The organism is Spongiactinospora sp. TRM90649, from assembly GCF_029382225.1.
Taxonomy (GTDB): domain Bacteria; phylum Actinomycetota; class Actinomycetes; order Streptosporangiales; family Streptosporangiaceae; genus Spongiactinospora.
In genome coordinates, this window is sequence record NZ_JARLTC010000004.1 from 65,032 (window position 1) to 88,130 (window position 23,099).

Annotated in this window: 22 protein-coding genes; 12 read left to right on the plus strand and 10 right to left on the minus strand. The window is 71.4% G+C overall.

What is annotated here, in order from left to right; all coding sequences use genetic code 11:
* Window positions 1-4: 4 nt before the first annotated feature.
* The 9 genes from thrS to P3X83_RS05310 all read right to left on the minus strand — a co-directional run bounded on the left by thrS (window position 5) and on the right by P3X83_RS05310 (window position 9,232).
* Entirely contained in the window at window positions 5-1,978 is a 1,974-nt protein-coding gene (thrS, locus tag P3X83_RS05270; RefSeq protein WP_277303710.1) for a threonine--tRNA ligase, read from the minus strand.
* Between the two features lie 42 nt (window positions 1,979-2,020).
* The gene (locus P3X83_RS05275; protein WP_277303711.1) at window positions 2,021-2,617 is read right to left on the minus strand and encodes a glycoside hydrolase family 25 protein; all 597 of its coding nucleotides are present in this window, start codon (window positions 2,615-2,617) and stop codon (window positions 2,021-2,023) included.
* A gap of 36 nt (window positions 2,618-2,653) precedes the next feature.
* Complete coding sequence (locus tag P3X83_RS05280; RefSeq protein ID WP_277303712.1) at window positions 2,654-3,820, minus strand: glycosyltransferase family 4 protein; 1,167 nt, start codon at window positions 3,818-3,820, stop codon at window positions 2,654-2,656.
* A complete protein-coding gene (locus P3X83_RS05285; protein ID WP_277303713.1) occupies window positions 3,817-4,269 on the minus strand; it encodes a hypothetical protein in 453 nt (150 codons plus the stop codon). The genes P3X83_RS05280 and P3X83_RS05285 overlap by 4 nt, the downstream gene beginning before the upstream one ends.
* On the minus strand, window positions 4,266-5,147 hold the full coding sequence (locus tag P3X83_RS05290; RefSeq protein ID WP_277303714.1) for a sulfotransferase: 882 nt from the start codon (window positions 5,145-5,147) through the stop codon (window positions 4,266-4,268). Before P3X83_RS05290 ends, P3X83_RS05285 begins: the two co-directional genes overlap by 4 nt.
* Before the next feature lie 53 nt (window positions 5,148-5,200).
* The gene (locus P3X83_RS05295) at window positions 5,201-6,118 is read right to left on the minus strand and encodes a sulfotransferase (protein ID WP_277303715.1); all 918 of its coding nucleotides are present in this window, start codon (window positions 6,116-6,118) and stop codon (window positions 5,201-5,203) included.
* Between the two features lie 53 nt (window positions 6,119-6,171).
* Window positions 6,172-7,323 (minus strand): globin domain-containing protein, encoded by a 1,152-nt coding sequence (locus P3X83_RS05300; protein ID WP_277303716.1) that lies wholly within the window; start codon window positions 7,321-7,323, stop codon window positions 6,172-6,174.
* Window positions 7,320-7,973, minus strand: coding sequence for a pyridoxamine 5'-phosphate oxidase family protein (locus P3X83_RS05305; protein WP_277303717.1), 654 nt, complete (start codon window positions 7,971-7,973; stop codon window positions 7,320-7,322). The genes P3X83_RS05300 and P3X83_RS05305 overlap by 4 nt, the downstream gene beginning before the upstream one ends.
* A gap of 203 nt (window positions 7,974-8,176) precedes the next feature.
* Complete coding sequence (locus P3X83_RS05310; protein WP_277303718.1) at window positions 8,177-9,232, minus strand: polyprenyl synthetase family protein; 1,056 nt, start codon at window positions 9,230-9,232, stop codon at window positions 8,177-8,179.
* A 438-nt stretch (window positions 9,233-9,670) separates the two neighbouring features.
* On the opposite strand from P3X83_RS05310, the gene P3X83_RS05315 reads away from it, so the two are divergent.
* From P3X83_RS05315 to P3X83_RS05345, 7 genes are all read left to right on the plus strand, one after another.
* A complete protein-coding gene (locus P3X83_RS05315; protein WP_277303719.1) occupies window positions 9,671-10,978 on the plus strand; it encodes a cytochrome P450 in 1,308 nt (435 codons plus the stop codon).
* Window positions 10,975-11,868 (plus strand): terpene synthase family protein, encoded by an 894-nt coding sequence (locus P3X83_RS05320; RefSeq protein ID WP_277303720.1) that lies wholly within the window; start codon window positions 10,975-10,977, stop codon window positions 11,866-11,868. Before P3X83_RS05315 ends, P3X83_RS05320 begins: the two co-directional genes overlap by 4 nt.
* On the plus strand, window positions 11,865-13,451 hold the full coding sequence (locus P3X83_RS05325) for a prenyltransferase/squalene oxidase repeat-containing protein (RefSeq protein WP_277303721.1): 1,587 nt from the start codon (window positions 11,865-11,867) through the stop codon (window positions 13,449-13,451). The genes P3X83_RS05320 and P3X83_RS05325 overlap by 4 nt, the downstream gene beginning before the upstream one ends.
* A 222-nt stretch (window positions 13,452-13,673) precedes the next feature.
* Window positions 13,674-16,208 carry a sensor histidine kinase gene (locus P3X83_RS05330; protein ID WP_277303722.1) on the plus strand — a complete coding sequence of 845 codons (2,535 nt, stop codon included), beginning with the start codon at window positions 13,674-13,676 and terminating at the stop codon, window positions 16,206-16,208.
* 81 nt (window positions 16,209-16,289) lie between these two features.
* Window positions 16,290-16,718 carry a roadblock/LC7 domain-containing protein gene (locus P3X83_RS05335; protein ID WP_277303723.1) on the plus strand — a complete coding sequence of 143 codons (429 nt, stop codon included), beginning with the start codon at window positions 16,290-16,292 and terminating at the stop codon, window positions 16,716-16,718.
* Window positions 16,715-17,101: a DUF742 domain-containing protein gene (locus P3X83_RS05340; protein ID WP_277303724.1), complete on the plus strand. Its 387-nt coding sequence runs from the start codon at window positions 16,715-16,717 to the stop codon at window positions 17,099-17,101. The genes P3X83_RS05335 and P3X83_RS05340 overlap by 4 nt, the downstream gene beginning before the upstream one ends.
* Window positions 17,082-17,684, plus strand: coding sequence for an ATP/GTP-binding protein (locus P3X83_RS05345; RefSeq protein ID WP_277303725.1), 603 nt, complete (start codon window positions 17,082-17,084; stop codon window positions 17,682-17,684). Before P3X83_RS05340 ends, P3X83_RS05345 begins: the two co-directional genes overlap by 20 nt.
* Before the next feature lie 3 nt (window positions 17,685-17,687).
* Here P3X83_RS05345 and P3X83_RS05350 read toward each other — a convergent pair whose 3' ends face one another.
* Complete coding sequence (locus tag P3X83_RS05350) at window positions 17,688-18,533, minus strand: SDR family oxidoreductase (RefSeq protein WP_277303726.1); 846 nt, start codon at window positions 18,531-18,533, stop codon at window positions 17,688-17,690.
* Between the two features lie 263 nt (window positions 18,534-18,796).
* Between P3X83_RS05350 and P3X83_RS05355 the strand changes: the two genes are divergently transcribed.
* The 5 genes from P3X83_RS05355 (at window position 18,797) to P3X83_RS05375 (ending at window position 23,030) form a co-directional block, all read left to right on the plus strand.
* On the plus strand, window positions 18,797-19,663 hold the full coding sequence (locus P3X83_RS05355) for a lytic polysaccharide monooxygenase (protein ID WP_277303727.1): 867 nt from the start codon (window positions 18,797-18,799) through the stop codon (window positions 19,661-19,663).
* A gap of 91 nt (window positions 19,664-19,754) precedes the next feature.
* Window positions 19,755-20,402 carry a DUF305 domain-containing protein gene (locus tag P3X83_RS05360; protein ID WP_277303728.1) on the plus strand — a complete coding sequence of 216 codons (648 nt, stop codon included), beginning with the start codon at window positions 19,755-19,757 and terminating at the stop codon, window positions 20,400-20,402.
* A 239-nt stretch (window positions 20,403-20,641) separates the two neighbouring features.
* Window positions 20,642-20,917, plus strand: a complete 276-nt coding sequence (locus tag P3X83_RS05365) for a hypothetical protein (protein ID WP_277303729.1) — start codon at window positions 20,642-20,644, stop codon at window positions 20,915-20,917.
* A 158-nt stretch (window positions 20,918-21,075) separates the two neighbouring features.
* Window positions 21,076-21,456, plus strand: a complete 381-nt coding sequence (locus P3X83_RS05370) for a RidA family protein (RefSeq protein ID WP_277303730.1) — start codon at window positions 21,076-21,078, stop codon at window positions 21,454-21,456.
* Between the two features lie 119 nt (window positions 21,457-21,575).
* Window positions 21,576-23,030 carry a glycoside hydrolase family 3 N-terminal domain-containing protein gene (locus tag P3X83_RS05375; RefSeq protein ID WP_277303731.1) on the plus strand — a complete coding sequence of 485 codons (1,455 nt, stop codon included), beginning with the start codon at window positions 21,576-21,578 and terminating at the stop codon, window positions 23,028-23,030.
* Window positions 23,031-23,099 lie beyond the last annotated feature (69 nt).

Consider the following 23,099-nt stretch of genomic DNA (forward strand, 5'->3'; position numbering starts at 1 on the left):
TGGGTCAGACCTGGACTCGGCGCGCGACGGCGTCGACGATCTCCTCGACGGCATCGGCGACGGGTACCCCGTTCTTCTGCTCGCCGCTGCGGTAGCGGAAGGACACCGCTCCCGCCGTGACGTCGTCGTCACCGGCCAGCAGCATGAAGGGCACCTTGGCCTTCTGCGCGTTACGGATCTTCTTCTGCATCCGCTCGTCGCCCTCGTCGACCTCGACCCTGATGCCGCGCTCGGCGAGCCGCTCGGCGACCGCCTTCAGGTGCGGCACGTGGGCATCGGCGATCGGGATGCCGACCACCTGGACGGGGGCCAGCCACGGCGGCATGGCGCCCGCGTAGTGCTCCAGCAGGATCGCGAAGAAGCGCTCCACCGAGCCGAACAGCGCGCGGTGGATCATGTAGGGACGCCTGCGGGTGCCGTCGGCGGCCTGGTACTCCATGTCGAAGCGCTGCGGGAGCTGGAAGTCGACCTGGAGGGTGGAGAGCTGCCAGCGGCGGCCGATGGCGTCGCGGATGTGCACGTCGATCTTCGGGGCGTAGAACGCGCCCTCCCCCTCGGCCACCACGTACGGCACGCCGGACTTGTCCAGCGCGTGGTGCAGCGCCGCCGTCGCGTCGTCCCACTCGGCGGGGTCGCCGACGAACTTCTCCGGCCGGGTGGCCAGCTCCGCCTCGAACTCGGTCAGGCCGTAGTCGCGCAGCAGGTCGATGACGAACTGCAGCAGCGAGGCCAGCTCGTCGGCGAGCTGGTCGGGGGTGACGAAGATGTGCGCGTCGTCCTGGGTGAAGCCGCGCGCCCGGGTCAGGCCGTGCAGCACGCCGGACTTCTCGAAGCGGTAGACGGTGCCCAGCTCGAACATCCGCAGCGGCAGCTCCCGATACGACCGCCCGCGCGCCTTGAAGATCGTGATGTGGAACGGGCAGTTCATCGGCTTCGGGTAGTACTTGGCGCCCTCCATCTCCATGGGCGGGTACATGCCGTCGGCGTACCACTCCAGGTGACCGGAGGTCTCGAAGAGCGAGGACTTGGTGAGGTGCGGGCTGACCACGAACTCGTAGCCGGCCTCCTCGTGGCGCACCCGGGAGTACTCCTCCATCACCCGGCGCACCCGGCCGCCCTTGGGATGCCAGACGGCCAGCCCGCCGCCGATCTCGGACGGGAAGCTGAAGAGGTCGAGCTCGGTGCCGAGCTTGCGGTGGTCGCGCTTCTCGGCCTCGGCCAGCATGGTCAGGTAGGAGTCCTGTGCCTCGCGCGATTCCCAGGCGGTGCCGTAGATGCGCTGCAACTGCGGGTTCTTCTCGCTGCCCCGCCAGTAGGCGCCGCCGGTGCGCATCAGCTTGAAGGCCGGGATGACCCGGGTGGTGGGCAGGTGCGGGCCCCGGCAGAGGTCCTTCCAGCGCAGTTCGCCGGACTTGGCGTCGAGGTTGTCATAGATGGTGAGCCCGCCCGCGCCGACCTCGACGCTCGCGCCCTCACCGGCCTCGGCCGCGCCGCCCTTGAGCCCGATCAGCTCCAGCTTGTACGGCTCGCCCGCCAGCTCCTCGCGGGCCTCGTCGTCGCCGACCGGACGGCGCGCGAAGCGCTGCCCCTGCTTGACGATCTCGCGCATCCGCTTCTCGACGCGCTTGAGGTCGTCGGGGGTGAACGGCTGCGGCACGTCGAAGTCGTAGTAGAAGCCGTTCTCGACGGGCGGGCCGATGCCCAGCCTGGCCTCGGGGAACAGCTCCTGCACCGCCTGGGCCATGACGTGGGCGGTGGAGTGGCGCAGGATCGCCCGGCCGTCGGTGCTGTCGATGGCGACCGGCTCGATGGCCTCGCCGTCGGCGACCTCGGCGGCGAGGTCCTTCAGCTCGCCGTCGGCGCGGGCGGCGATGACCCTGATGCCGTCGGCCTCCAGGGCCGCGCCGTACGTCGTGCCCGCCGCCACCACTCGCTCGGTTCCGGCGAGGGTGATGCGAAGTTGCGCCACGGCAGACACGGTTGCTCCTAGATCGCGTTGGACGACTGAGTACACCGCATGTTACCGGGGGCCGAGACCGAGCGCGGTCAGCTCCCGCAGGCCGTCCGGGAACACGTTCAGGTCCAGCGGGCTGTGCGCGTACTGGTGGATCCGCCACGCGCGCCAGGGCGCGGGGACCTCGGGATCGCCCGGCGGCCTGCCAGGGGAACTGATCCACAGCGGGTGCCCGCCGAGCCCGGCGCAGTTGCCCGCCAGCGCGAACGACGCGTAGGTGCGCACGAAGGGGCGCACCCCCGTGCGGCGCTCGACGGCCTCGCACCACGCCACGGCGAAGGCGGCGACCTCCGCCGGGGGCAGGCCGCCTGAGCTCTCCAGGTCGAGGGCGAGCAGGTCACCGGCGGCGAGCCCGCCCGCCGACTCGACGACCGCCAGGAAGTGCCCGGCCGCAGGCTCGGCGCCGGACTTCGGCCTGGCGACGTGGTAGGCACCGCGGACCAGACCGTGCTCGCGCATGGCCGTCCAGTTCCGCCCGAACGACGCGTCGGTGACGGCGGCGCCCTCGCTCGCCCTGGCGAACGCGAACGCGACCCCCGTCCCGGCGTGGGCGCCCCAGTCGGGCGCGCCCTGCCGGTCGGAGACGTCGATGCCGGTCAGCATGCGGATCTCACCCCGTGGCAGGCCGGAGCGCCGCGGTCACCGCCGGGTTCGCGCCGCGCTCAGCTCGGAGAACAACGCCTCCCAGCGTGGCATGACCGAGGCAGGGGCGTAAGTGGTGACCGTCTTGGCGGCCCGCGCCCCCATCCGTTCGCGCAGCCCGTGGTCCGCGATCACGGTCTTCAGCGCCTCCGCGAGTCCCTGGACGTCTTTCGGCGGGACCAGCAGGCCCTCCTTGCCATGGGTGATGACGTCGGCGGGGCCGGTCGGGCAGTCGAAGCTGACGATAGGCAGCGCGTGCGACATGGCCTCGATCATCACCATCGGCAGGCCCTCGAAACGGGAGCTGAGCACGAACACCGACGCCCTGGTCAGCTCGTCGTGGAAGTGCTCGGTCCGGCCCATCAGGAAGGCGTTGTTGTAGAGCCGCAGCCGTTCGATCTGGGCGCGCAGGCGGTCCTTCTTCGGGCCGGTGCCGAAGATCCGCAACTGCCAGTCGGGGTGTTCGCGCACGACCTCCTCCCACGCGGGGAGGAGCATGTCGAAGCCCTTCTGCGGGTAGAGCCGCCCGGCGGCCAGGACGATCTTGCCGGTGTGGTCGGAGTGCGGCTGGTCCAGGGAGTGGACCGAGTTGGGGACGCGTTCCACCCGCGCCCCCGGGATGGCCTCCTGGTACTCCTTGCGGTCGCCTTCGGTGAGCACCACCACCGCGTCGAACCTGTCGTAGAAGCGCAGCACCGCGGCGCGCACGGCGGGCCGGTGCGTGGACAGGTTCATGTGCTCCTGCGCGACCCGGACCACGTCGCGGTTCGCGTAGCGGGCGGACAGCAGGTTGAGCCCCGGCCGGGTGGTCACCAGCACGCCGTCGTCGAGCCCGGCGATCCAGCTCGCCGTGGCCCGCTCGACGGCGGGCGTGAAGTAGCGGGCGGCGAACTCGCCCCTGGGCACGGCCCCGCCGCGCAGCCTGCGCGCCACGCGGGCGGCCAGCGTGGGCTCCTGCACGCCCGCGCGCTGGTCGACCAGCGCCCACAGCCGCACCCGTTCGTCGATGGCGAACTGCGGGCGCTCGCGGCGGCGCACCACGCTGACCAACTCGACGTCGTGCCCGGCGGCGGCCATGGCGTTGGCCTGGGTGATCACCGTGCGGATGGTGCCGCCCATGCCGTACGCGTGCAGCAGCAGGTAGCGGATCTTCAGGCGGTTCACGGCACCCGCCCGTAGTCGATGGAGAGGTTCTCGTTCACCGTGTAGCGGGGACGGACCTCGACGGGCCCGGCCGCCGACTCGAAGGTCTGCGCGGGGTAGATCATGATCGTCGCCTTGTCCCGGATGTCGTCCAGCCGCCTTCCCACCCGCAGCCGGGTGTCGCCGGCGGTCAGGTGGACGTCCCACACCCCTTTCTCCGGGGACTCCGGCGCGGCCAGGCCGGAGATCGGCACGACGGCCTCGAAGTCGAGGCCGGACACCACGGCGGGCCACTCGGCCTTGGGGCCGCGCGGCTCGCGCAGGGTCAGCGTCACCCGCCACCCCTCCTGGGGCGCCTCGCCGGGCAGTCCGTGCAGCCGGCCGAGCACCCGGATGTCGCCCTCTTCCGGCCAGATCCGCTCCACCTCCGCGTGCGGGGCGGGCCCGGCCGGGCGGTCCTGCTCGATCATGCGGCGTATCCCCAGGCCAGGCAGATGCCCTTGAGCGCGGCGGGAACCTCCTCGGGCGTGGGCAGTGCCCTGCCGGGCTGCACGGCGCCGGAACGGATCTTGTCCTTCCAGTCGCCGAGGCCCTTGACGTACTTCGTGCCCTCGCCGCCGTAGTCGAGCATCCCCGCCTCCCAGTCGAGGCCGAGGAACTCGCAGATGCGCCTGGTCTGCGCCTCGGGGTCGGCGGTGAGGTCTTCGTAGCGCACGGTCAGGCCGGTCAGCGCGGCGCGGGCGCGTTCCACCGCCTTCATGTAGCGCAGCGCGTCGGCGATCGCGGCGTCCTTGTCGCGGCGGTCCGGGCTCGCCTCGTGCCAGGACGTGGCGATCGACACCGGATGGCGCAGCAGGAAGACGAACCTGGCCTTGGGCCAGCACGCCACGAGCCTTTTGTAGGCGAAGGCGTTGGCGGGGGTCTTGTCCACGACGATCTTCTTACCGGACAACACGAGTTCCCGGTGCAGGACGCGGTCCCAGAGCAGGTGCTCCAGGTCGGCCTGGTTGTGGCCGAGGGCGTCCATCGCCTTCTCGGCGAGCGCGGTCCCGAATCCAACGGTCAGCCGCCGCACGTGCAGCTCGTGCGGGGCGTGGATCTGGCTGTGGCTGTTCAGGATCACGCGCAGCAGCGTGGACCCCGACCTGACGGGCGACAGCAGGAACACCGGGTCGACCAGGCGGTCGTGTTCCGGGTCGGCGGGCGGACGGACCAGATCGTCGGCCGCGGCCGACGGCCGCTCCGAGAGGGTCGCCACGCGCTCGGGCGCGGTCGTGGTCTGGGCACGGCTGAAGCGGAATCCGGTCAGTCCACCGACGGTTTCGTTGACCTTGCGCTTCCAGTTCATGAACGGGGAGGTTAACAACGGATCCTGAGTATTGCCTGGGTACACCCAAGACGTTATGGAGAGAGGTAGCCCCAGTCCCGGCAGATCTCGACGAGTTGCTCGGGGATCTCGTCCTCTCCGGGAAGCGGACGGCCGGGCTGCACGGTGCCGGTGCGGATCTTGTCGCGCCAGTCGCCGATGCCCTTGACGAAGTCGCCGTGGGAGTGGCCGCCGTACTCCAGCATGCCGCGCTCCCAGTCGAGTCCGAGGAACTCGCAGATGCGCCTGGTCTGCGCCTCGGGGTCGGCGGTGAGGTCCTCATAGGTGAGCCGCAGGCCGGGAAGGTCGCGCATCGCGTCGCGCAGGTACTTCATGTACTGGAAGGTGTGCCGCACCGCCTCGGGCATCGGGCGGGCCTGCGGGTCGGCCTCGTGCCAGGAGGTGGCGATGGACAGCGGGTGGCGCAGCAGGAAGACGAACCGGGCGTCGGGCCAGCAGGCCGCCAGGCGGGGATAGGCGAAGACGTTGCTCGGCGTCTTCTCCACCAGCACCCGCTTGCCGCTCCTGGCCAGTTCCCGGTGCAGCAGCCGGTCCCACAGGATGTGCTCCACGTCGCTGTGGGTGTGGCCGAGCGCCCGCATGGCCTGCTGCACCGGGTCGGTGGCCAGGTTGACGGTGATCCGCCGCACGTGCAGCTCGTGCGGAGCGTGGATCTGGCTGTGGCTGTTGAGCATCACGCGGAGCAGCGTGGAGCCGGAGCGCACCGGGGACAGCACGAACACGGGGGCGACGAGCAGCCGGTCGCCGGGTTCACCGGGTTCGCGTATCTCGTCGTCCGGCATCCTCGGCGGCAGCATGGCGGCGCGCGGCACCTTCGGGGCGGGCGGGGGCGCGCTTCTGCGGGCCGCCTCGCGGGCGGCCCGCTCGGCACGCGTCAGGTTGTACCCCGTGATCCCTTCGAGGGTCGCGTTGACCTTGCGTTTCCAGCTCATGCCCATGGAGGGTAGGAAGTCCCGGTTACCGGAGGGTGAACACGGCCTGTGCGTTAGCGGCCGACGGACGGCGCGGCCCACGGAAGGGCCAGGCCGTTCTCGTCCACCGCCTCGGTGTGCACCTTGTGTCCCGGCACGCCCATGCGCAGTAAACGCGCCGTGGAGGCCTGCACCATGCCGGGCGAACCGCAGATGAAGATCTCGCTGTCGGCGGACACGCGGTGCCGTGTCACGGTCTCGGCGACGCTCTCCCTCGGCGGGTGCGCGGGGTCGTCGGATACGGCGAGGACGAAACGCATCCGGCCGTGCTGCTCGCGCAGGCGGAGCAGATCGGGAAGGTCGTACGCCTGGTCGCGGCGGCGCACCCCGTGGAAGAGGTCCACGGACGGCCGGTCGTGCATCCAGGCGGTCTCCTCGATGATCGCCTTGAGCGGGGCCAGCCCGGTGCCGCCCGCGACGAAGACCAGGTGAGGGGAGTCGCTGCGGCCGAGCACCATCGAGCCCCTGGGCGGGCCGAGCAGCAGCGTGTCGCCCACACGGGTGCGGTGGGCGAGCGCGGTGCTGACCCATCCGCCGGGGACGACCCGCACGTGGAAGGAGAGCAGGTTGTCCTCGCGCGGCGGGTTCGCGATCGAGTAGGACCGCCACACCTTGGGCCACTGCGGGGTCTGCAGGGTGGCGTACTGCCCGGCCTGGAAGGGATAGGACTGCTGGGGCCGGACGATGACGACCGCCAGGTCGTGCGAGCGGAGTTCGTGGCCGACCACCTCCGCGTTCCAGTAAGGCGGAGCGGTCCGCGAGTCCGCCTCGCTCGCCTCGATCATGGTGGTGGCGATGAGGTCGTAGGCGTCCGTCCAGGCCTCGTCGGCGCCGGCGGGCCAGTCGCCCCCGGCGTTCACCCGCATGGCCTTGACCAGGCAGGCGCCGAGGAGGGGGTAGTGCTCGGGGCGCACGCCGTACTTGCGGTGGTCCCGGGCGAGCTGGGCCAGGTAGCCGGTGAGGCCGTCGATCTCGGTGAGGTTCAGCACCACGCGGGTCAGCGCGTGCAGCAGCCGGTCGCGCTGGTGGTCCATCGCGGCGGGGAACATCGATCTGATGTCCGGGTGGCGGGAGAAGAGCAGGCCGTAGAAGTCGGCGGCGACCTTGTCCGCGCGGGGTTCGACGAGGGACCAGCTACGCCGTATCAGGGCGGTGTCGAGGGTCATGGCGTCGGCGTCGGCCGTTCCTCCTCACGTGGGGGTCTGGCGGCCACTTCCCTGGCGAGGCCGAAGTAGTCGCCCGAGGCGGGCCGGGGGCCGTCCTTGCGGTCCTTCCTGGCGAGCCTGGGGATGTGCTTGGAGCAGTGGATGTACGCCTCCTCGACGTCCACCTTGACCCACCGTTCGGCGGGACGGCCGGGCGCGGTGCGGTCGGCGGCGGCGAGGCCGTAGCGGCGGTGGGCGTCCAGGGCGGTGGTGATCGTGGCCCTGCCGTTCACGTGCAACCCGGCGAGGTCGTCGAAGAAGTCCACGAACAACAGGCTGACGTGCGGATTCTCCAGAATGTTGCCCAGGCTGGCGAGGACGCCGTTGCCGCGGAACTCCGGATATATGAGAGTCGTCTCGTCGAGCACGCGGACGAATCCCGCGGGCCCGGATCTGAACGTGGTGTCGCAGTTGCCCGACGCGTCGGCGGTGCCGACGAAGGCCATTTCCTGGCGGCCGATGAACTCGCGCATCGGCACGGTCAGATGCTCGGCGACCTGGCGCCGGTAGAAGTTCTCCGCCCTGGCCCGGGTGTCGAAGAGGGACTGCAGCACATGCTCTCCGTGCGACCCGGGCAGGTGGCCGCCGTCCTGTTCCACGTCGTGACCCACTCACGCTCCCTGGGGGTCGCCGGTCGGCCACTCCTGCTGGAGCGCCTGATAAGTGATGGATCCTAAACCATTACCCACAGACGTCCGGACAATTCTTGACAAAAAGCTGTCTGACCTGCAGCAATAGCTCTAACCAGATGAACTTTCACATTTGACGATTTTGTGAGGGATCCGGTCGAGTGTCCGAAACCTGCCCGCCTGCGTCAGCGAGTGCGGCCGACCAGGTAGGCGGCGTACGCGCGCAGTTCCTGCACCGCGTCGCGATCCAGCACCCGCGCGGCCATGCCCAGGGCCGTCTCGACGTGCTCGACCGCGCGGCGTTCCGCGATCCGCCGCCCCCCGGCCTCCTCGATCAGGCGGACGGCGGCGCGCAGCGAATCCTGCTCCGGCTCCCGCCCGCCGCCGGGGACGTCGGCCAGCAGCCCGGCCAGCCGTCCGGCCTGGGCCTCGCCGGAGGTGAGGGCCGCCACGACGGGCAGCGTCTTCTTGCCGCGCCGCAGGTCGCTCAGCACCGGCTTGCCGGTGACCTCCTGCTCGCCCCAGATGCCCAGCAGGTCGTCCACGATCTGCAGGGCGATGCCCAGTTGCCGGCCCATGGCGGCCAGCCGCTCGACCACGGTGTCCGCCGCGCCGCCCAGCGCCGCGCCCAGCGCGGCGGCGCAGGCCAGCAGCGCGCCGGACTTGCTGCCCGCCATCCGGGCGTACTCCTCCATGGTCACCGCCTCGCCGCCGGTCCAGGCGCGCCGCTCGAAGAGCACGTCGTCGGACTGGCCGTGGACGATCTCCATCAGGCTCGACGACAGGTGGCGGGTGGCGCGCTCGGAGACGGGGGCGGCGGCCAGGGTGCGCATCGCCAGCGCCAGCAGGCCGTCCCCGGCCAGCAGCGCGGGGCCCACGCCGTACTTCTTCCATACCGAGGCGCGATGCCGCCGACGCTCGTCGCCGTCGATGATGTCGTCGTGGATCAGGGAGAAGGCGTGCACCAGCTCGACGGCCACCGCCGCGGGGACGGCGGCCTCGGGCCGTACGCCGACACCCCGCGCGCACACCAAAACGAGCGCCGGGCGTAGTCCCTTACCGCCGCCGGCGACCGAACCGCCCGCGGCCGGGACGCCCTCGCCCGCCCAGCCGAACGCGTATCCGGCGATTTCGGCCTGCCACGGATGCAGGGTGCGCACCGCCTCGCGGAGCGCGGGAAGGACCAGGGTCTGCGCCCGCTCGACGAACGTGGGCGCAGCCGGTGATGCGTCGAGAGACACTGAGCTACCTCACGTTCGACGAGCCGTCTCATAGCGGAGATCCCCAACGTACTCGTCGCGCACACCCCACGATCGAGGGCCCCTCACCTCTCAAACAACCCCCTTCACTTTCATTATGGGATTTATCACCCGTAACAGGATTCGGGTCACAAGAAGGTAGATCTTGTTCACGATCGGTAGATCGTGTGATACTTCACGCAACACACGCGAACCTTGAGTCGAGGATACGTGTCAGGACAGTCAACCGGTCTGCCGCGGCATGACCTCCGCCCGGCGAAGCCGCCCTCGCAGCCGCATGGGCGAAATCGGTCACGGGCCGCGTTCGCGATGTGACGCTACGCATCAGTCAAAGGTGAGGGACCCCCGACCATGCGAACCCAGCACGCCGCACCCGTACGTCACGCAAGATCGCTACCATTTCATCGCATCGTTCCGCAAATGGTCCGGGAGCCAGTCGCGACGCTCGACGGCATCGGCAAGGAGGCGGGGGACGAGATCGTCCAGCTCAATCTGGGCACCTTCCGTCCGTATCTCGTCACCAGCCCCGACCACGTACAGCGCGTCCTCACAGATTCCGGGAGATTCGTACGCGCCGGAGTGTTCTGGAAGCCGCTGCGCCGGCTGTTCGGCGAGGGCAGCATCATGTCCGAAGGCGCTACCTGGTCGTCCAGCCGCCGCACCCTGCAACCGATGTTCACCCCCCGATACGTGGGGACGCTGGCCGATTCGATGGCCGACTCCGTGGCGGAGGCCGTGGAGGAGATGAGCCGCCGCACCGCCTCCGGTGACCCGATCGACGCGGCGACGGAGCTGACCAAGCTGGTCTCCGGCATCCTGATCAGAGACTTCTTCGGAGACACGATCTCCATGCGGGACGCCGACGAGCTGATGGCGGCGCTGGACACCATGGCCACCGCCGTGGTGATCCGGATCATGCTGCCGGTGATGCCCGACTGGGTGCCGCTGCCAGGGGACGCCGCGCTGCGCCGGGTGGTGCGCACCTTCGACGCGCTGGCCGCGCCGCTGATTCGCAAGTACAGCGTCACGCCGAGCCAGGGCGACGACATCCTGTCCGCGCTCTGCCGGGCCTGGAACCAGGACGGCGGGCGCACCCTGCCCAAGAACTGGGTCCGCGACAACCTCGTCACCATGTTCGCGGTCGGCACCGAGACCGCGATCATGGCGCTCACCTGGTTCTGGCCGGCGCTGGCCGGGCACCCCGAGGTGATCGCCAAACTCCACGAGGAGGTGACCCGGGTGACCGGCGGCGACCGGATCCGCGGGTCGCACCTGCCCGACCTCGTCTACACCAAGATGGTCATGCAGGAGGTGCTGCGGCTCTACCCCACCGGGTGGGTCTTCGTCAGGACCGTCGTCGAGCCGACCGTCGTCGGGGACGTGACGCTCAAAGCCGGTCGCAGCGTGATCCTCAGCCCCTACCTGACCCACCGGCTGGAGTCGGCGTTCGAGCGCCCTCTGGTCTTCGACCCCGAGAGGTTCACCCCCGAGCGCGCGCGGCTGCGGCACAAGTTCGCCTACATGCCGTTCGGCGGCGGCCAGCACCAGTGCATGGGCATGCACGTCTTCTATCAGGAGGCGATGCTCATCATCGCCGGGATCATGAGCCGCTTCCGCCCCGCGCTCGCCGACCCGGCCCCCGTCACGCCGGAGGTCGCGGTGACCCTGCGCCCGGCCCAGCAGGTACGTCTCACCCTGACCCCCTTCGAGCCGCAGGGGGCACGGTGACGCCCTCCCCCATCGGGACGGCGGCGGAGACGATCGGAGCACAGGCGGCGCGCAACGGCAGGATCTGCGCCGTCGCGGGACGGATCCAGCGCGAAATGCGCGACTGGTGCGACGCCTATCCGACCCTGTTCTCCGCCAAGCCGTTCGATGCCACGCTGTTCAGCACGCTGTCGGTCACGCTGGCCTTCAGCGGCCACTGGATGTCCGCGGCGGAACTGCGGACCGCCGCCCGGATGACCCTCTGGTCGTTCGGCCTGGACTGGCACATGGACTACCTGGCGTCCTCGCCCGGCGAGGCCCGCGAGACCGCCCTGCGGTGCCTGGCGGTCGCCACGGGAGCACCCGCCGAGCCCGGTGACGACCTCACCGCGTTCCTCGGCGACATCCGCGCCGAGCTCGCCGAGACACCGGCCTTCCCCACCCTGGAACCGGTCTGGCGCGAGGAGTTCGAGCGGATGCTCGGCGGGATGACCCGCGAGTGGGACTGGAGGGCCGCTGAGACGGCGCCGGGGTTCGAGGAGTACCTCGCCAACGCCGACAGTGTCGCCTTCTCGTGCGTCTTCACCGCCTTCTGGATCTCCACGAGCGTGCCGGAGGGGATGCGCGTCGCGGAGGTACGGGAGGCGAGCCACGCGGTGCAGCGGGTGATCCGGCTGATCAATGATCTGGCGACCTACGAGAGGGACGTCCGCTGGGGCGACCTCAACGCGCTGCGCCTCGGCGTCGGCAGAGAGGAAGTGGAACGGCGGGTCGTGGCGCTGACCACGCGGGCCCGCGGGCTGCTGCGTGAGGTCCGCCCGGCCCACCCCCATCTGGCCGACTACATGGAAGGGCAGATGGACTTCGTCGCCGGCTTCTGGCAGGGCGGCGACTACTGGGGAGAGATTTGACGATCGACTCCAGCCGCGCGCCCGGTCCCGGCCTGGCCGGGCGCGCCACAGAGCTGATCACGGGTCTGACCACCGAACCATGGGGGACGGTCTCCCCCTCCACCTACGAGACCGGGCGCATGGTGACGTTCGCGCCCTGGCTGACCGGGCACGGCGAGCGCATCGACTATCTGGTCGGCGCGCAGCGGGCGGACGGCGCCTGGGGCGGTCCCGGCGCCTATGCGCTGGTGCCCACCCTCAGCGCCACCGAGGCGCTGCTCGGCGCGGCGCTCACCCCGCGCGGCCGGGAGGGGCGGGAACGCCTGGCGGCGAGCGCGGGCCGCGGCCTGTCCGCCGCCTTCGGGTGGCTGAACGGGCCGGCCAGTCCGGCGTTGCCGGACACGCCCGCCATCGAGCTGATCACCTCCTCGCTGACCGATCTGATCAACGCGCACCTGGAACGGCTGCGGTCCGATCCTCCGCCCGGGCTGGACCGGTTCGCGGGGAGCGGGCGGCTGCGCCCGCCTCCCCAGGCGGACGGCAAGGTGCTGAAGTCGCTGCGGGCGCGCCTGGCCGCGGGCGGCCGGGTGCCGCAGAAGCTGATGCACGCGCTGGAGGTCGCCGGTGACGGCGCCGCCGGCGCGGCGGGGGCGACGCTCACGCCGATCGGCTCGGTCGGCGCGTCCCCGGCGGCCACCGCCGCGTGGCTGGCCGGGCGCGGGGAGCGGGAGCCCGGCCACCCGGCCAGGCGGCATCTGGAGTCCGTGGTGCGCAGGCATGGCGGACCAGTGCCGTGCGGCATCCCGGTCACCGTGTTCGAGCGCGGCTGGGTGCTGAGCAACCTGGCCAGGGCGGGGATGCCGCTGGCCGTGCCGGAGCACGTGCTGTGGACCCTGTCCGCGGCCAGCGACCCGCAGGGCACGCCCGCCGGAGCCGGGCTGCCCCCCGACGCGGACACCACGGCGGTGGCGCTCTACGCGCTGGCGCTGCTGGGACGGCCGTACGACCCGGCGAGCCTGCTCGCCTACGAGACGCCGACCCACTTCTGCACCTGGCAGGGGGAGGAAGGCGTCTCGCTCACGGTCAACGCGCACGTGCTGGACGCCTTCGGGCAGTACTGCGCGGCCGAGCCCGCGGCCCTGCCCCGCTACGCGGCGCAGATCGCCCGGATCTCCTCCTGGCTGCGCGACCGCCAGGAGACCACCGGGTGCTGGTCGGACCGGTGGCACGCGTCGCCGTACTACGCCACGTGCTGCTGCGTGCTCGCACTGGCGGACTTCGGCGGCGAGCGGTCGGCGCTCGCCGTAGGGCGGGCCGTCGCGTGGGTGCTCGACACGCAGCGCGAGGACGGGTCGTGGGGCAGGTGGTCGGGAACTCCGGAGGAGACCGCCTACGCCATGCAGATCCTGCTGCTGACCCGGCAGGGCCGTAAGGCGGCGCCGGCCGCCGCGCTGGCTCGCGGTCGCGCGTTCCTGCTCGCCGGACTCGACGAGAAGGGGGCCGACCCGGCGTTGTGGCACGACAAGGATCTGTACGCTCCCGGCGCCATCGTCCGGGCGGCGGTGCTCGCCGCCCTCTATTCCTATGACCGCAACTCATTGTGAAGTCACCAGCAAAGGTGCATAACCACGCATTATTCACTCGCTACGACATACCCAGACATCGTCCGCGCGGATCGCCGAGGTGACTTGAGCCGATTTACCGTGATTGCTAAGGTTCCAGGGGTCTGGCGTGGGTTCCGGCCACGCCGTCCCTCGCCCCGGTCGGCAATCGGCAATTGCCATGAACCGTGATGCGGTAAATCCCCTCACGCAGAATGGGTCAGTATGCGTCTGCGCAAATCCCGCGTCGGAACCAAGGTCGTCGCACTGCTGCTGTCCCTGGCGGCACTGTGGGTGTTCGCGGCCTGGGTGACCCTGCGCGAAGGCGTCAACCTGCTCTGGGTGAGCACCCTGGACACCGGCGTCTCCGAACCCACCGAGGCGCTGGTGTCCGAGACGCAGAAGGAGCGGCGGGCGTCGCTCGTCTTCCTTGGCGACCACCGTCAGCGCCAGGCGCTGCTCTCGCAGCGCAAGCGCACCGACGCCGCGCTGGCGAACTTCAAGGAGCGGACCGAGGCGGGCGACGTGCAGCTCGCGGCCAGCCCCGAGGTCGAGCGTCACCTGGCCGACGTCAAACGGATGCTGGGCACCCTGGGCAACACCAGGAAGTCCATCGACGAGCAGCGGATCTCCAGGGACACGGCAGCCAACTCCTACACCGAGCTGGCCGACTCCATGATCTACACGTACGACATCCTGACCACGCTCGACGACCAGGAATTCGCCCAGGACGCCCGGGCGCTCGTCGAGATGTACCGGGCCAAGGAGGTCTTCGCCCAGGAGGACGCGATCCTGGCCGGCACGCTCGCCCGCGGCCGGTTCGAGGCGACGCAGTACGAACGCTTCGTCCAGTTCGTCGGCGTCCGCCGGTACCTGCACGACAAGGCGGTGACCGCGCTGGGCGGCGTGGACGCCGGAGCCTACGACCGGCTCATCAAGAGCGGCGCCCAGGAACGCGTCCGCAATCTGGAGGACCTGGTCATCCGGATCAACAAGGCGGACACGCGCCCGGCGCTGCCGGCCAACCAGTGGCGGTTCGTCACCGAGACGGCGCTGCGCGAGATGGACCAGGCGGTCACCGCGGCGGGCGACCGCCTGGTGGACCGGGCCGCGCCCATCGCCACCGCCGTCATCGTCCGGCTGGTCCTGGCCGGTGGTCTCGGCCTGCTCGCGGTCATCGCGTCCGTCGTGCTGTCCATCACCACGGCGCGCGACCTCGTGCGGCAACTCGACCGGCTGCGCACCGCGGCCGGTGAGCTGGCGCACGAGCGGCTGCCCCGGGTCGTGGCCCGTCTGGGCCGCGGCGAGAAGGTGGACGTCGCGGCGGAGGCGCCGCCGCTGCGCTTCGGCGACGACCAGATCGGCCAGGTGGGCCAGGCGTTCAACGACGTCCAGGAGACCGCGATCCGCGTCGCCGTCGAACAGGCCGAACTGCGCCGGAGCATCCGTGAGATCCTGCTCAGCCTGGCCAGGCGCACCCAGTCGCTGGTGCACCGGCAGCTCGCGCTGCTGGACACCATGGAGCGCAGGGAGAGCGACCCGGGCGACCTGAAGGACCTCTTCCGGGTCGACCACCTGGCCACCCGCATGCGGCGCAACGCGGAGAACCTGATCGTCCTCTCCGGCGCGTCCCCCGCGCGTTCCTGGCGCCGCCCGGTCCCGATGATCGACGTCGTGCGCGGCGCGCTGGCCGAGGTCGAGGACTACACCCGCGTCACCGTGCCGCCCATGGGCGAGGTCTCACTGGTCGGCCGCGCCGTCGGCGACGTCATCCACCTGCTCGCCGAGCTGATCGAGAACGCCGTGTCGTACTCGCCGCCGTACACCATCGCGGAGGTGCACGGGCAGATCGTCGCCAACGGCTACGTGATCGAGATCGAGGACCGCGGGCTGGGCATGAGCGCGGCCGACCTGCAGGCCGCCAACGACCGGATCGACAACCCGCCCGAGTTCGACCTCAGGGACACCTCCCGCCTGGGCCTGTTCGTGGTCAGCCGGCTGGCCGAGCGGCACGGCATCAAGGTGTCACTGAAGGGCTCGCCGTACGGCGGCACCACCGCCGTCATCCTCCTCCCCCCGGACATCGTCCTCGCGGAAGAGGGCGGCGCCTCCCGGCGCGGCGCCGGTTCGGGCCCCGCGATCACCCTCACCGCCGAGGGCGTCACGGGCCCGGGGGGCGGTGACCCGGCGATCGCCCGGAGGACCGCTGTATTGGGGGAGACGAGCAGCATGTCGGAGCCATCGGCGAAGCCGGCCCTGACGGCGACCACCGGCGGGGAGGCGCACACCGACCCCGGCAGGAACGGCCTGCCCGTCCTGCCGGCCCTGCCGCGCAGGCACGATCTGCCGGCCGACCTGCCCGGCGACGATGACGAAGACCTGGGCGACAGAGCCGACAGAGGCGGCTTCGGTGGCGGGGACCGGTCCTTCGGAGGGGAAACCCACCCTCGCCACGACGACGAAACACCGGGCGGAGAGTCCGACCAGCCCTCCTTCACCCCCGGCGGCCTGCCGTTCCGGGTGCCTCAGGCCAGCCTGGCCCCGGCGCTGCGGGCCGAGCCCGCGCCGCCCGAGCCGGTGAGCGAGGCGGACGAGGACGAGCGTGATCCCGAGGAGATCCGCCGGATCATGGGCTCGTACCAGTCGGGGACGATGCGCGGCCGGATGGCCGCCGAGCAGGCCCGCGTGGAGGACTACGGCCACGCTCCCCGGCACAGCGCCGACCGCCGTCCGGGCTGGGACCGTCCCGACTCGCCGTGACCCGCACCGGTCGTCTCGGCGTGGTCATCGGACACGGAATCCCGCGTAAGCACTCATGAGTAAGTAGAAAGAGGACGACGCGTGACCCAGAAGACCGCCTCACCCGCCGACCTGGCCTGGTTGCTGGACGACCTGGTGGATCGGACCAGGGAGGCCAGACACGGAATCGTGCTGTCCAACGACGGGCTGCTGATGGCCTGCTCACGGGATCTGGAACGGGCGGACGCCGAGCACCTGTCCGCCGTGGCGGCCGGCATCCAGAGCCTGGCGAGGGGCGTGAGCGAGCGGTTCGGCGGCGGGAAGGTCCGTCAGACCATCATCGAGCTGCGCCAGGCGTATTTGCTGGTCACCGTGGCCGGTCAGGGCACCTGCCTGGCCGTGCTGTGCGGGCAGGACGCGGACGTGGGCGTGGTCGCCTACGAGATGGCGATGATGGTCACGCGGGTCGGCCAGTACCTCACCACGCCGGCGCGCGGCAGCGAGCCGGTGGGGAGCGACGCGTCACGATGAACTTCAACGAAGAGCCGCCGGAGGACGCCTGGCTCGACGACCAGGCCGGGCCCGTCGTCCGCCCGTACGTCATGACGCGCGGGAGGACCGAGCCGATCAGAGGGGACTTCAACCTGATTTCGCTCGTCGCCTCCATCCGGCCGGTCGGCACCAAGGAGGTCGGCCTCAACCCCGAACACCTCGCCATCGTGCGGCTCTGCCAGGTGCCGCTGTCGGTGGCCGAGGTCGCGGCGCACCTGGACCTGCCGGCGGGCACGATCCGGGTGCTCCTCGGTGATCTCCTGGACAGGGGATTCGTCACGGTGCAGGACCCACAACCCGAAGTCGACATGCGCGACCGGAGAATGTACGAGGCGGTGCTTGATGGACTACGAGCGCTCTGAGCGCGGCAAGCCGGGAAGGAGGCTGCCCACGGCGATCAAACTGCTGGTCGCGGGCGGCTTCGGGGTCGGCAAGACCACCCTGGTAAGCGCGGTCTCGGAGATCCGGCCGCTGCGCACGGAGGAACTGCTGACCAACCGGAGCGTCGGCGTGGACGACGTGGCCGGGGTGGAGGCGAAGAACACCACCACGGTCGCCATGGACTTCGGCCGGATCAGCTTCGGCGACGACTACGTTCTCTACCTGTTCGGCACCCCCGGCCAGGAGCGCTTCTGGTTCATGTGGGACGAGCTGTCGGCGGGCGCGCTCGGCGCGGTCATCCTCGCCGACACCAGGCGGCTCGCCGACTGCTTCCCCGCCGTGGACTACTTCGAGCGCCGGGGCACGCCGTTCATCGTCGCGGTGAACTGCTTCGACGGCGCGCGGCAGTACGACGTGGCGGAGGTCAGGCTCGCCCTCGGGCTGAGCCCCTCGCTGCCGGTCGTGCTGTGCGACGCCCGGCGGCGTGAGTCCGGCAAGGAGGTGCTGATCACCCTGGTGCAGCACGCGATGGAGGTCAACAGCAAGCGGCCCGCCTCGGTGTAGGGCTCACCCCTTCCCGGCAGCGAGGTGGTCGGCGAACGAGATGGGCGGGTGCCCGGCCAGCGTGGCCACGGCGTCGGTGACCAGGTCGAGCTCGCCCTCGGCGATGGCCGTGTAGGAGGTCACCCAGCCCTCGACCTCCCAGTCGGGGGCGCCGTAGCGGGCCCGCGAGGCGTACGCCTCCTCCACGGTCTCGGCCTGGTAGACGACCTCGCGCCCGGTGACGCGGGTGATCTCCTCGGCGACCTCCGTCATGGTCAGCGCCTGCGGCCCGGTGAGGTCGTAGGTAGCGCCGTCGTGGGCGTGGTCCAGGAGCACCGCGGTCGCCGCGTCGGCGATGTCGTCGCGGGCGACCACGCCCGCCCTGCCGTCGCCCGCCGGGCCGCGGATGACCCCCTCATCGTCGGCGAGGGACGGCATCAGGTCCATGTAGAGGTTGTCGCGCAGGAATGTGAAGCCGATCCCGGTCTCGCGGATGTGCTGTTCCGTGTACCAGTGGTCGCGGGCGAAGGTGAACGCGGCGTCGGGGGCCGCCCCGGTGAAGGACGTGTAGACGATCCGCGCCACGCCCGCCGCCACCGCCGCGTCGACGGCGATGGCGTGCTGCTCGCGCCGGTCGGCCGCCTCGGTGGCCGAGACCAGCAGCAGGGTGCCGACTCCGTCGAGCGCCTGCCGCAGGGCCGCCGGGTCCTGGTAGGAGGCGACGGCGACCCCGGCGCCGGGCAGCGACGGGGCTCGCGCCGGGTCTCGCACCACCAACCGCAGCGGCTGTCCTCGCCCGGCGAGCCGCGCCGCGATCCTTCCGCCGAGTTGCCCGCTCGCACCCGTCACTCCGATGACGTCCATTGCCATGGCTCTAGTTTGTCGTCTTTCCGCCGCGCCTGTCCCGTCGGCTCGCCCCAATCGAGGCTCTCTTTGTGTCATGCTGTCGTGTAATGAGCCCGAATCCCGGCGGGGGGCACCGCCGGGCCCGTCGGCACCGCCGCTCCGAGCAGGCGGTTCGCGGAGACCGAGCCGAATCGCTTGCGCCGACGCGGGGCCGTGGTTAGTTTAATTCTTAGTAAGGTTTCCTTTTAATAACCTGCGCCTCACCCCCCAACACCGCAGGAGCACCAGTGCACGTCCGTCTGAAGACCGCTCTCGCGACCACCATCCCGCTGGTCGCCATCGCCGTCGTGCTTCCCGCCACCCCCGCCGCCGCGCACGGTTCCATGTCGAACCCGCCGAGCCGCGTCTACGTCTGCAAGACGGAAGGCCCCGAGACGCCCAAGTCCGAAGCCTGCAAGGCAGCCCGCGCCGCGGGAGGCACCCAGGCCTTCTACGACTGGAACGAGGTCTCCCTGCTCACCGCCGGTGGCAGGCACCGTGAGCTCATCCCCGACGGCAAGCTCTGCAGCGCGGGCCGCGACAAGTTCCGCGGCCTCGACCTGGCCCGGAACGACTGGCCTGCCGTCAAGGTCTCCCCCGGCCCCATGACGATCACCTATCACGCGACCGCGCCCCACGGCGGCAGCAACTTCGAGTTCTACATCACCCGTGACGGCTGGAACCCCACCATGCCGCTGCGGTGGGCGGACCTCGTCCCCCTCCAGAACTTCAACAACCAGAACCCCACGACGTTCACCAACTGGACGCTCAACCTCCCGCAGCGGACGGGACGCCACCTGATCTACTCGATCTGGCAGCGCGTGCTGTACAGCGACGAGGCGTTCTACACCTGCTCCGACGTTGACTTCGGTGGCGGCACCCAGCCGACGCCCACCCCCACGCCGACGCCCACCCCCACTCCCACCCCCACTCCCACCCCGACCCCCACTCCCACGCCGACCCCGACGACGGGCGGCACCTGGGCCGGCGGAACCGCGTACCGCGCGGGTGACCGGGTCACCTACGGCGGCCTGACCTACCAGTGCCTGCAGGCGCACACCGCGCTGGCCGGCTGGGAGCCGCCGAACGCCGCCTCGCTCTGGCAGCGTCTCTGACCGCGTCCGGGCGGGCGGATCCCCTCCCCGTCCGCCCGGGCGCTCGCCATACCCGCACCGCCCGCCTCCCGACCCCCCAGGGGAGCTCCGCATGAAGCACCTGGTCACGGCGTTGACCATCGCCGCGACACTGCTCCTCGCCGGGTGCGCGGGCGGTGCCACGGCCATCGGCGCCGGTGAGCCCACCGCGCCGAACACCTCGGCCTCGGGGCCCGTCAACGCGGCTGACGTGATGTTCCTGCAGATGATGATCCCGCACCACCGGCAGAGCATCGAGATCGCCAGGCTGGCCGCCCGCAAGGCCACCGACCCTCAGGTCAAGACCATGGCGGAGGCCATCTCGGTGACGCAGGCCGCCGAGGCCTTCCAGATGACCGAGCGCCTGTACGCCTGGGAGCAGCCGCTCACCGTGGGCAAGGAGGCCCACGACGCGCACGGCGGGCTCCCCCAGACCGCCAAGAAGAAGATCAAGGCGCTGAACGACGCCCCGCCCGCGGAGTTCGACCGGGACTTCCTGCAACTGCTGATCGCCCACCACGACGACGGCGTGCAGATGGCCAACACCGAGGCCTCGACCGGGACGAACCCGGCGACCGTCGAGCAGGCGCGACTGCTCAGCAGGGGCCTGTCCGCACAGATCGACCACATGCTCACGCTGCTCACCAAGATCGACCCCGCGGCGGGCAAGACCGCGCGTCCCACGCCCTCACCGGCGCTCCCCACGCCCTCGGCGGCCTGAGGCCCCGCCTCCCGGTGTAGCCGGTCGGTCGGACAAGGGCATCCGGGTCGATGACTCCACGCGATCGACCGGATACTTTTCGTGCGGCGGCCGGCGCAGGGCCGGCCATCGGCACCCCCGGGAGCGCGTGACATGCCGACCGAACCCCAGCTGCGCAGGTTCGAAAAGCTCTTCGACCGGCCCTGACCGTGGTCCCGGGCCGGGATCAGGAGGTTTCGGCCCGGATCTGTTCCAGGTAGTTGCAGGCGGTCACCCGCGAGCCGCCGGGCGACGCGGTCCACGGCGCGCTTGAAGGCGCCCTTGCCGTCGAGGAAGCGCGGGACGTCGAGTTTGTCCTCGCGGGTCATCAGGGCGACCGTGCGGCCGGTGGCGGTGATCTCGGCCTCGATGAGGTCGTCCAGCACCTCGGTGATGTCCCGGGCGAAGATCTCCTCGCGGGCGGGGGCGGGCCCGGCCGGCTTGAGGATCTCGTCCAGGCCCGACTCGCCGGAGGGCGGCGGGCGGCCGTCCCGTGATCTCCACTACGCTCGGATGCCCGGCGATGTCTTCTTTCCCGCCGGCACCCCCTGCCGCGCCCGTTTCGACCTCACGGGAGCGTCCAGGTTCGACCGGAGCACGGGAGAGCGGCTCGGTTCCGCATCCGCGAACGACGCGAACGAAAGGTGACACATCCATGCCCAAGAAGGCGATCAGCACGGACCAGGCCGCACCGCCCGGAGGCCCCTACAGCCAGGCGGTCGTGGCCGGGGACCATGTCTATCTCGCGGGCGCCTGCCCGGTCCTGCCCGACGGCACCTGGGTGCGTGGGCCGTTCGCCGACCAGGCCAGGGCCGCGTTCACCAACCTGGCCCGGGTCGCCGAGGCGGCGGGCGCCGACCTGTCGCAGGCCGTGCGGGTCGGCGTCTACCTGCGCGACTTCGCCGACTTCCCGGAGATGAACGAGATCTACGCCGAGTACTTCGGCCACCCCGACCCGCCGGTCAGGACCACCATCCCGGTGGCGCTCAACGGCTTCGACATCGAGGTCGACGCGATTCTCTACACCGGCGAGTGACCGCCCGCGTCCTCGCCGGCCGCGCCGCGCGCCGGCGAGGACGCACCGGGCGGACCGGAGGGCGTTTTCACCACGATAGAGTCCCGCGTAGATTTCCTGCATGCCCGGAGGGCCACGCCGTGCACCACAGCCCCGACCTGAGCCGGCTGGCCATGGCCGTGCTCCAGCCCGGCTTCGACGGCACCAAGCCGCCCGCCTGGCTGCGGCGCGCGCTCGCCGACGGCCTCGGCGGCGCGGTCCTCTTCGCCAGGAACATCGCGGACGAGGCGCAGACGGCCGACCTGGTCGCCGCACTGCGGGCGGAGAACCCCTCGGTCGTCGTGGCGGTTGACGAGGAGGGCGGCACGGTCACCCGGATGGAGGCCCGCACCGGCAGTTCCTGGCCGGGCAACCGGGCGCTGGGCGTGGGCGGCGATACCGGTCGCACCGAACTGGTGGCCCGCCAGATCGGCCGGATGCTCGCCGCCGCCGGGATCACCCTGGACTACGCGCCGGTGGCCGACGTGAACGCCGACCCGGCCAACCCGGTGATCGGCGTGCGGTCGTTCGGGCCCGAGGCGGGGCCGGTCGCCGACCACACCGCGGCCTGGATCCGGGGGCTGCAGAGCACCGGGGTGGCCGCCTGCGCCAAGCACTTCCCCGGGCACGGCGACACCGTCACCGACTCCCACCACGGCCTGCCCACCGTGCGCGCGTCGCTCGACCTGCTGCGCGAGCGCGACCTGCCGCCGTTCGCGGCGGCGATCCGCGCGGGGGTGCGCGCGGTGATGTGCGGCCATCTGCTGGTCCCGGCGCTCGACCCGGACCAGCCCGCGACGCTCAGCCACCGTGTGCTGACCAGCCTGCTCCGCGAGGAGATGGGCTTCGAGGGCATGCTGGTCACCGACGCGATCGAGATGCGCGCCGTGGCGGCCCTGCACTCGCCGGGCGAGATCGCGGTGCGCGCGCTGGCCGCCGGAGCCGACGCCATCTGCGCCGGGGCGCCCTCGCCCGCCGGTGAGAGCGTCCACGCGCTGCGCGACGCGATCGTGGGGGCCGTGCACGCCGGACGGCTGGCCGAGTCCCGGCTCGCCAAGGCCGCCGACAGGGTGCGGGCTCTGGCCGAGTGGCACTCCGCCGCGACCGCCGACACCGCGCCGCCCGATCGCGAGCTGGGCCTGGCGGCGGCCCGAGCGGCCCTTCGGGTCACCGGTTCCCCGGCCGCCCTGACCGCGCCGCCCCTCGTGGTGGACCTCGCCGCCCGGATGAGCCTCGCCGTCGACCCCGGCGCTCCGACGGGCCTTGCCGCCGCGCTAGCCGAGACGCTCCCCGGCACCCTGGCCTGCACCGTCACCGCCGTGGACCCCCGGCTGCCCGATCTTCCCGCCGAGCGCCCGGTGGTCCTGGTCGCCCACGACGCCGCCCGCCACCCCTGGATGCGCGAACTGCTCGCACTGGCCGTCCGGCGACGGCCCGACGCCATCGTGGTCGAGACCGGCGTGCCCGGAGCCCCCTCCGGAGCCGCGCACATCGCCACGAACGGGGTGTCCCGCGCCACGTTCCGCGCCGTCGCCCGGCGCCTCACGACCGGCTGAGCTCCGCGTGCCGTAGCGCGTGCACGGCCACGGCGTGGCGTAGTTCGCGGATGCCCGGTCTGCCGCGCG